The organism is Acidiphilium iwatense (assembly GCF_021556475.1).
Classification (GTDB): Bacteria; Pseudomonadota; Alphaproteobacteria; order Acetobacterales; family Acetobacteraceae; genus Acidiphilium; species Acidiphilium iwatense.
This window is the reverse complement of the sequence record NZ_JAKGBZ010000076.1, coordinates 1-8765: the sequence shown is the minus strand read 5'-3', so window position 1 is coordinate 8765 and position 8765 is coordinate 1. Positions and strand designations below refer to the sequence as shown.

Genomic DNA, 8765 nt, shown 5'->3' with positions numbered 1-8765 from the left:
TCATCCCCACCATGCCGGAGCCTCGCCTGCTGCCACTGGTCCAGAAATTCGCCGATATGCTCGCCGACCTGCCCGTCTTCGCCGAGACTTTCGGGGCAGTGTGAAAATGAGGGGAGTCTTGAGATCATCGATGGAATCACAGAGTCACCCGTGAATGTTGCCGCCGCCGTGCGTGTCATCATCCTAGGCGATGCTGTACGGAAAAGGTTGTTTGAGATGCTTCGGCAGCAACTTCATATAAACCTGCGAGATCATACAGTTGAAATTCAAAATGATCAGTGGCACAATTACTTAAGTTTGAGCATCTCATATCCTGAAAATTTCCCATACAAATTCTCCCTCGAATTCCAAAATACTCAATTCAACGGCCTGATCTTTGGCCTTCATCGTAATGAAGAGAACAACCCACAAAACGACGATGAAATATTTAGCATCATAGACAAACAAATTGGTCCGGGAAAGAGGAGTGAATGGTGGCTTTGGTACCGCAAGGCGTCGCTTGCGGACACGCTGCTGCCCGTTTCACCAAACTGGCAGCCCGATCCGCAGCCGTGGATTGATATCGCAACCGGAAGCTTGGCTGAACGAATTCAGGTGGTATTTAAGCTGATAGGTCAAGTACTTGATGGCTGACCTTCGTGTCGGCCGTCATCCATCAGAACCCTCCACCCACTCCACCGCATCCCCCCACGTATGGAGATGCCAGCCGAGTTCGCGCATTCCGCCGCAACGGAAGCGCACGACCAGCGAGCCATCCGCCTGCTCCTTCATCGTCTGGCTCGGGTGAAACAGCCAGCCCCTCGCGTCCACGGCGGCTTCCGGCGTGAAGCGCAGCACCACATCGCGCGGCTCTTCCTGAAACACCCCGAAGGATTGCGCGGCGAATTCGGCAAGGTCGAACTCCCGCCGGGGAAATATCTCCGGCAGAATCTTAAGATCGCCGATCCGGTCGAGCCGCCACAGCCGCATTTCTGCTCCGGCTTCGGTATGCGCGATCAGATAGGCCCGCCGCCCATACAGTATGGCATAGGGGCAGAGCGTGCGCGGCGTCGCCCGTGCCACTTCGGCGGAGCGGTATTTCAGGCGGATGTAGTGCATCCCGAGAATCGCATGGCGCAACTCGCCGAGCAGCGCACGGTCAAGCCTGAGCCGTGGCCCCGGTGCCGCGGCGCTGCCTTCGGCCTGCATCAGCACCTCGATATCCGGCTCTGCGTGGCGCAGCACATCCGCCGGCATGGCAAACCGCATGAAACAGGCCGCTTCCCGCAAATCCTCGGCGTGCGCCGCATCGCCCTTCGCCTCGAACTCGCGCGCCAGCATTTCCAGTGTCGCGATCGCGCCCGGCCGCACCGGCACCGCGGGCAGGGCTGTGCGCGGCAGCCGCCAGCGGCGGATATGATCGTCGCCGTCAAGATATTCGAGCTGCGGGAACATCTCTTCCAGCCGGTCGCGCAGCCGCTCGGCGGTGCGCCGGCCGATGCCGAGCGCGTCCGCCATTTCGTCGAGCGACAGCCCGGCCCGCGACCCCGCGAGCCGCATGGCAAGCTGGAACAATCTGGTCGCCGGTTCGTAACGCACGGAGAAAGACTGCTCCGGAATCCGGGGCCGCGCAAGCGCCCGGCCCCGACCCGGCAACCCGCCAGGTTCGTGCCAATGGATTGCAATCTTGAAGGGTTACGTCATGAAGACGGTATAGTGACCGATACGTCAGAAACGGTCATAGCCATTCCAGCCCCGGTGACGCGGCTTGCCCGCCTCGGCGGTTTCGCCCAAAATCATCGTGCAAAACCAGGATCGAATCGTCATGGACATGAGCATCGCAGCACCGCGGATCATGGATATCGGCGGCGGCGCGGTCGCGCGCATCGCGGCCCTGCTGGACCGTCTGGGCCTCGCGAAACCGCTGATCGTCACCGATCCGATGATGGTCAGGCTCGGCCTGATCGAACGGTTGACCAAGCCGCTCGACGAAGCGGGCATCGGCTATAGGGTCTTCAGCGATACCGTGCCCGAGCCGATCGATACCGTGATCGACGCCGGGGTCGCGGTCGCGCGCGCGCAACCCTTCGACTGCATCATCGGCTTCGGCGGCGGATCGCCGATCGACACCGCGAAAGCGATCAACATTCTGCTCCATGCCGAGCCCGGAGCAAAAATGCGCGCCTTCAAAGTGCCGGTCGCCGCCGATCATGCCGCCCTGCCGCTGATCGCGGTGCCGACCACCGCCGGCACCGGCTCGGAAGCGACCCGCTTCACCGTGATTACCGACCCCGAACACGACGAGAAAATGCTGATCGCAGGGTTCGGCGCCCTGCCGCTCGCCGCGATCGTCGATTATCAACTCACGCTCAGCGTGCCGCCGCGCACCACCGCCGATACCGGCATCGATGCGTTCACCCATGCGCTGGAAGCCTTCGTGTCGCGCCGCGCCAACTCGGTATCGGACGCCTATGCGCGCGCGGCGATGCGGCTGATCGGCGCCAATCTGCGCAGCGTGTTTCACGAGCCGGACAATCATCCGGCGCGCGAGGCGATGATGCTCGGCGCGACCCTCGCCGGGCTCGCCTTTTCCAATGCCTCGGTCGCCCTGGTCCATGGCATGTCGCGGCCGATCGGCGCGCATTTCCACGTGCCGCACGGACTGTCCAACGCGATGCTGCTGCCCGCGGTGACGCGCTATTCCCTGAACGCCGCTTTGCCGCGCTATGCCGAAGCATCGCGCCTTGCCGGTTTCGCGCGTGACGAGGATGCGAATCAGGTGGCGGGCGCGGAATTGATCGCGGCGCTGGAGGCGATCAACCGCGATCTCGCGGTGCCGACGCCGGAACAATTCGGCATCGACCGCGCGCTATGGGACGCGCGGCGCAAAGCCATGGCGGAACAGGCGCTCGCCTCCGGCAGCCCGGCCAACAACCCCGCCGTGCCGGACGCCAACGCCATTATCGCGCTGTATGACAGGATTTTCTGAGATAGGTCCGGTCTGGTGCGTTTGTTTCACGTGAAACAAAGGACAGTTATTATGACTAACTTTGAGTTATTTCATCGCGATGCGGTGCGAGCCGGCGTCTTCGCCACCGTGGGGTCGTCCGTCGCTTTCGGGCCGCCCCGGCGCAGCCGGTGCTCGCCAAGGAACAGCAGGATCGGCGCGGCGATATAGATCGACGACGACGTGCCCACCACGATGCCGAACAGCATGACCCAGGCGAATCCCGAGAGCGATGCGCCGCCGAACAGCGCGAGCGGCAAGGCGGCGAGAAACACGGTGCTGGAGGTGCCCAGGGTGCGGTTCAGCGTTTCGTTGATCGACAGATCGATCAAATCGCGCAGCGGCATGGTTTTGTATTTGCGCAGATTTTCCCGCATCCGGTCATAGACCACCACCTTGTCGTTGGTGGAGTAGCCGATCACCGTCAGGATCGCCGCGATGGTCACCAGATCGAACGGGATCCGGGTGATCACCATGAAGCCAACGGTCTTGGTGACATCGAGAATCAAGGTCGCGACGGCACCCACCGCGAACTGCCACTCGAAACGGAACCAGATATAGACCAGGATCATCAAAAAACTCAGTCCGAGTGCGATCAGCCCCTGCTGGAACAGTTGCGACGACACCGAAGCGCCGATCGCCTGGGTCGACAGGATTTTCGCGCCGGGAATCGTCGATTTCACCACGCCTTCGGCGGCGTTGAGCGATTGCTCGGTCGCCTGGGCGTTGCTGCGCTGCTCCAGGCTGATCAGCACGCCCTTGCCGCTGCCGAAACCCTGCAATCCGGCGCCGGTGAGATGTGCCGCGTTCAGATCGTTGCGCAATCTGGTGAAATCCGGCGGCTTCGGCGTGGCGACCTCCATCACCACGCCGCCCTTGAAATCGAGGCCGAGATTGAGGCCCGGATGGAAGAACAGAACGACCGACGCGGTGGACAGAACCGCCGAGACGATCAGCCCAAGAAACCGGCCTTTCATGAAGCGGATGCGGGTGCCATCCGGCACCAGGCGGAAGGCGGGGCGGGTGAGGAATTTCATTGTGTTGGCCTCAGAAAACCGGCAGGGCGGCGGGCCGGCGCGCGACATACCAGCGCGCGGTGATCAGCCGGACCAGCACGGTCGAGGTGAACAGGGTGGTGGTGATGCCCACGCAGATGGTGACGGCGAAGCCGCGTACCGGCGGCGAGCCGAAAATGAACAGCATCACGTGGGCGAGCAGGGTGGTCACGTTGGAATCGATGATCGTGCCGTAGGCGCGCTTGTAGCCGGCTTCCAGCGCGGCGAGCGGCTTGCGGCCGAGCTTGACTTCCTCGCGCACCCGCTCGTTGATCAGAACGTTGGAATCCACCGCCATGCCGAGGGTGAGCAGGATGCCGGCCATGCCGGGCAGGGTGAGCGTGGCACCCATCAGGGACAAAATCGAGATCAGGAGCAAAAGATTGACCACCAGAGCGAGATTCGCGAACCAGCCGAACAGCCCGTAGAAACTCGCCATGAAGGCGATCACCAGCACGAATCCCACCCCGAGCGAGATCATGCCCGCGCGGATCGCGTCCGCCCCCAGTTCCGGCCCGACGCTTTGCTGTTCGACCACCTTCAGCGGCGCGGGCAGGGCGCCGGCGCGGAGCAGAAGCGCCAGATCGGTCGCCGAACGGGCGGTGAAATTGCCGGAAATCTGGCCCTGGCCGCCAATGATCGGCTCGCGGATCACTGGCGCCTCGATGATCTTGCGGTCGAGTTCGATCGCGAACAGCTTGCCGACGTTTTTAGTGGTGATTTCGGCGAATTTGCGGGCGCCCACGCCGTTGAAAGTGAAATTCACCACCCATTGGCCCGATTGCGGATCCTGACCGGCCTGGGCGTTGGTGAGATCCGCGCCATCGACCGCGACGCGCGAACGGATCGCGAGACTCTGTGTCGGGTCGTTCAACATGGGCAGGATTTCGACACCAGGCGGCGGGGTTTTGATAGCCGGGCTGACATTCTGCGCGACCATGTGGAAGGTCATATGCGCGGTCTTGCCGAGCAGGCGCTTGATCCGGTTCGGGTCCGACACGCCGGGGAGCTGGATCACGATTTGGTCGGAGCCCTGGCGGGCGATCTGCGGATCGACCACGCCGGTACCGTCGATGCGCCGGCCGATGATGGTGATCGACTGGGCGACCGCCTGGCTCGCCTTGGCGATCAGCGCCGGGCGCGACAGGGTGAGTGTAACCGCGCCGCTATGGGCGACATGGATGTCGAGATCGGGCGCGCCGCCGGCGGCGGCCACCGGATTGACCAGTTTTTGCAGGATCGGCTTCGCTTTCGCCGCGTCGCCCGGTTTCAGCAGATTGAACTGTACCCGCTTGGCGGCGACATCGGCGCCGAGATCGGTGTAGCCGATATCGGCCTTGAGCAAAGCGTGGCGGACCTCGTCGGTCAGGCCGCTCAACTGCTCGCGCACCACCGCATTCATATCGACCTGCATGAGCAGATACGATCCGCCGCGCAGATCGAGCCCGAGATGGATTTGCGGCCAGGGGATGCCGGGCAGCGGCCGGTTGAACAGGTTCGGCACGGCGAGCAGAACGCCCACGGCGCAGAGCAGGACGATCAGCAGGGTTTTCAGGCGGGTGAAGTATAGCATGGCAGGCGGTGGGCTCCCTCGATGGGAGGTGGTATGGCGGGGTGGGCTTGTGCGTGCAAGTCCGGGACGGATCAGGGAGGGTTCGGGTGGCGAAGCTCAAGGTGGGCGTGATCGGCGCGGGGCATTTCGGCCGGTTTCATGCGCTCAAGACGATTGCCGCCGACCGCGCGGTGCTGACCGGCCTCCACGATCCCGATGCGGCGCGGGCCGGGGCCGTCGCCGCCGAGACGGGCTGCGCCGCGATGGAGCTGGAGGCGCTGATCGCGGCATCGGATGCGGTGATCGTCGCCGCCCCGGCCGATGCGCATTTCGCCATTGCCGCACGCGCGCTGGAGGCGGGCAGGCACGTGCTGGTGGAAAAGCCGATCGCGGCGACATTGGACGAGGCCGACCAATTGGCCTGGCTTTCGTCCGAACGAAATCTGGTTTTGCAGGTCGGTCATCTGGAGCGGTTTTCGGCGGCACATGGCGCGGTCGCCTCAAGGATGGGAAGGCCGCTCTATATCGAGGCGGTGCGGGTCGCGCCGTTCAAGCCGCGCGGCACCGATGTTTCGGTGATCCTCGACCTGATGATCCACGATCTCGACCTCGTGCTCGCCTTGGTGGCGCAGCCGATCGAGACCATCGACGCGGTGGGAGCCGCGGTCGCCAGCGCGCATGACGACATCGCCAATGCCCGCGTACGGTTTGCGAATGGCTGCGTGGCGACGATCACCGCGAGCCGGATTTCGCTGAAAACCGAGCGCAAGATGCGGATTTTCTCCGAAGCAGGCTATCTGACGGTGGATTTCGCAGAACGAAAACTGACCATGATCGGCCGCGATCGCGGCATGAAGCTGCCCGGCTTCGAGGAATTCGGGCTGGAACAGGCCGGCTGGGAGGATCACGATGCGCTCGCCGCCGAGCACACGGCGTTTCATGCCGCCTGCCTGGATGGCGCGCCGGTTCTGGTGGATGCGGCGGCCGGGCGGCGCGCGCTGGAAGCGGCGCTCGCGGTCAGCGGTTCGATCGCGGCTAGCCGCACACGCGCTGAGGCTTCGGGGCTGATCGGGGCCGGTCGGCGATAGGAATTTTGCCCGGCTCGGAGGCGGCCCAGTTGAATTTCCGCGATGGGTGCAAAACCGTTCGACTCGTTCTGGTCGAAGGTTTTGAAAGTTCCTCATGCCCCGCACGGCCGAAATCCGAATCGCCGAACGGACGTTATGGAAAGTTCAGGTGTTGCCGCTAGCGGTGGCTTCGTCATGGAAGGGTCTAATCAGACGCTCCGCATCAGATATGTTTCGTCCGATGACGCACAACTGACCAGACAGGTCATTGGCGTGTACCGGGGGATCGAAGCTGATCGCACCGGTCTGGATGTGCTGTGCGATGGTTTTTATCATATCGTTATATTGCAGCGTGACGCTAATAAGTTGCAGCAGTGTCGGCCCCGCCTCCTCAACAAGATAAAGCAGGTCAATGGTCCGATATAGTAGAGGCGGGATTTTGATTTGCGCCTCAAGTATCAAGTGAACAGTACTCGCAGTAGCCCATCCTTCACACTTAGCCTTTGGGAATTGATCGGCGATGATATTGGTCGCTCGTTCATGAAGCACGCCCAACTGTAGGAGTTCGGGAAAGATTGCGACGGAGAGACAGCGCGCTTGTAAACGATCTCTCTGCTTTGCCGCTTTCATCTGTGCGTTTCCCACGTAGTAGGCTGCCGCCGCACCGATTCCGGCGGCGACGATGGCGAGTACGCCTGCGATGATCGTTTGCCAGTCGTAGAGCAGCTTCCAAACGCCGGAGTAGTCAGGAGGTGTCATACTGAAAGCCTCGAAATCGTCGCCCGCCCGACGTTATAGCTCTGTGCCAACTCCTTCAACGTCGCACCCTCGGCCCGGCGCTGCCGGGCCTCCGCCTGCTGCGCCGGGGTGAGGGCAGGGGGGCGGCCCATATGCTGCCCGCGCGCCTTGGCCCGGCTCCGGCCCTCGGCGGTGCGGGTCCGGATCAGATCGCGCTCCACGTCGGCCAATCCACCCAGCACGGCGATCATCAGCCGGCCGGTGCTGGTGCCGGTATCAGCCCATGGTTCAGCCAGGGAGCGGAATTGTCCGCCCGCGTCCACGATCTGCTTCACAATGGCAAACAGATCGAAGGTCGAGCGGGCCAGGCGATCGATGCGCGTCACCGTCACCACGTCGCCGGGAGCGAGATGCTTGAGCATTTTCAGCAATTCGCGGCGGTCGGTCCGCGCCCCGGTCACTTTCTCCCGATAAATCTTCGCACATCCCGCCGCCTTCAACTGCTCAAGCTGAGCGTCGAGCGTCTGGCCCACGGTGCTGACGCGGGCGTAGCCATAGATCACAAGCCCAACTCGCTGTGCGAACCCAGGCGGACAAGCTCAAGGCTGGCGTCATCCGGCTTGCGGTAGATGAGGATCAGGTCTGGCCGGATGTGGCAATCGCGATGATCGCTCCACTCGCCCGTCAGCGGGTGATCGACATTGCGGCGAGGCAAATGCTTATCGGCGGCAAGCATGTCTACAACCTCCATCAAGAGGGTATCCAACTTTTTGCCATGCCGTCCGGATTTCTCGCGCCGGTAATCCCGTTTGAAGCGGCCCGTATACTTAACGATCCGCATTCAGGCTCGCGAGAAGGTTGGCGGGCTTGCCAACAGTGACAAGATCGCCCCGACGCGCGGCCCTCATAGCTTCCACGGTTTCGGCATTTGGGGTCAACGGCTCAAAAGGAAGCGCCTTCTCCGCAGCGACCCGCTTCAACAAAATTCGGAAGGCATCGGACAGGGAAAGCCCCATGGTGGCCAGCACAGCGGCCGCCTCGGTCTTGGTGGCCTCGTCGATCCGGGCGCGGACAACGGAATTTTCGGTCATGGTGTGGCCCTCTTTCTGGGCCACAATATAGCCCATATATCAGCCATTATCCAGAGGTCTGAAGCATGGCCGGGGCTATGGGTTTATGCTCATTTTCGGTCATATCTTTCGGTAGGTATAACCCACTGAAATCGTTGATTCAAGGCAAATTATCGAAAGTCTTGACTTTCGTATTTTGAAACCAGTGCGCCCGAACGTAAGATAGCGGCATGCCGCCACCCATCCCCGTCTTTCTGACGCCCTATGATCCGGCATGGCCGGAAATGGCAGCCGAAT

At 62.4% G+C, this 8765-nt stretch carries 10 protein-coding genes; 3 read left to right on the top strand and 7 right to left on the bottom strand.

Annotated elements, in window-relative coordinates:
- Positions 1–150 precede the first annotated feature (150 nt).
- Positions 151–633 carry a hypothetical protein gene (locus L2A60_RS19100; protein ID WP_235706060.1) on the top strand — a complete coding sequence of 161 codons (483 nt, stop codon included), beginning with the start codon at positions 151–153 and terminating at the stop codon, positions 631–633.
- Positions 634–648: 15 nt separating this feature from the next.
- On the opposite strand, the gene L2A60_RS20810 is transcribed toward L2A60_RS19100, so the two are convergent.
- A complete protein-coding gene (locus tag L2A60_RS20810; RefSeq protein WP_235706059.1) occupies positions 649–1578 on the bottom strand; it encodes a helix-turn-helix transcriptional regulator in 930 nt (309 codons plus the stop codon).
- A 226-nt stretch (positions 1579–1804) separates the two neighbouring features.
- Between L2A60_RS20810 and L2A60_RS19090 the strand changes: the two genes are divergently transcribed.
- Positions 1805–2968 (top strand): iron-containing alcohol dehydrogenase, encoded by a 1164-nt coding sequence (locus L2A60_RS19090; protein WP_235706058.1) that lies wholly within the window; start codon positions 1805–1807, stop codon positions 2966–2968.
- A gap of 71 nt (positions 2969–3039) precedes the next feature.
- Here L2A60_RS19090 and secF read toward each other — a convergent pair whose 3' ends face one another.
- A complete protein-coding gene (gene secF, locus L2A60_RS19085; protein WP_235706057.1) occupies positions 3040–4023 on the bottom strand; it encodes a protein translocase subunit SecF in 984 nt (327 codons plus the stop codon).
- 10 nt (positions 4024–4033) lie between these two features.
- The gene (secD, locus tag L2A60_RS19080) at positions 4034–5614 is read right to left on the bottom strand and encodes a protein translocase subunit SecD (RefSeq protein WP_235706056.1); all 1581 of its coding nucleotides are present in this window, start codon (positions 5612–5614) and stop codon (positions 4034–4036) included.
- A gap of 86 nt (positions 5615–5700) precedes the next feature.
- Between secD and L2A60_RS19075 the strand changes: the two genes are divergently transcribed.
- Positions 5701–6681: a Gfo/Idh/MocA family protein gene (locus L2A60_RS19075; protein WP_235706055.1), complete on the top strand. Its 981-nt coding sequence runs from the start codon at positions 5701–5703 to the stop codon at positions 6679–6681.
- 144 nt (positions 6682–6825) lie between these two features.
- Here L2A60_RS19075 and L2A60_RS19070 read toward each other — a convergent pair whose 3' ends face one another.
- The 4 genes from L2A60_RS19070 to L2A60_RS19055 are packed head-to-tail and all read right to left on the bottom strand — an operon-like array spanning position 6826 to position 8489.
- On the bottom strand, positions 6826–7419 hold the full coding sequence (locus tag L2A60_RS19070) for a hypothetical protein (protein WP_235706054.1): 594 nt from the start codon (positions 7417–7419) through the stop codon (positions 6826–6828).
- Complete coding sequence (locus L2A60_RS19065; protein ID WP_235706053.1) at positions 7416–7961, bottom strand: recombinase family protein; 546 nt, start codon at positions 7959–7961, stop codon at positions 7416–7418. Before L2A60_RS19065 ends, L2A60_RS19070 begins: the two co-directional genes overlap by 4 nt.
- Entirely contained in the window at positions 7958–8239 is a 282-nt protein-coding gene (locus L2A60_RS19060; RefSeq protein ID WP_235706052.1) for a type II toxin-antitoxin system YafQ family toxin, read from the bottom strand. The genes L2A60_RS19065 and L2A60_RS19060 overlap by 4 nt, the downstream gene beginning before the upstream one ends.
- Positions 8226–8489 (bottom strand): type II toxin-antitoxin system RelB/DinJ family antitoxin, encoded by a 264-nt coding sequence (locus tag L2A60_RS19055; protein WP_235706051.1) that lies wholly within the window; start codon positions 8487–8489, stop codon positions 8226–8228. Before L2A60_RS19055 ends, L2A60_RS19060 begins: the two co-directional genes overlap by 14 nt.
- Positions 8490–8765 lie beyond the last annotated feature (276 nt).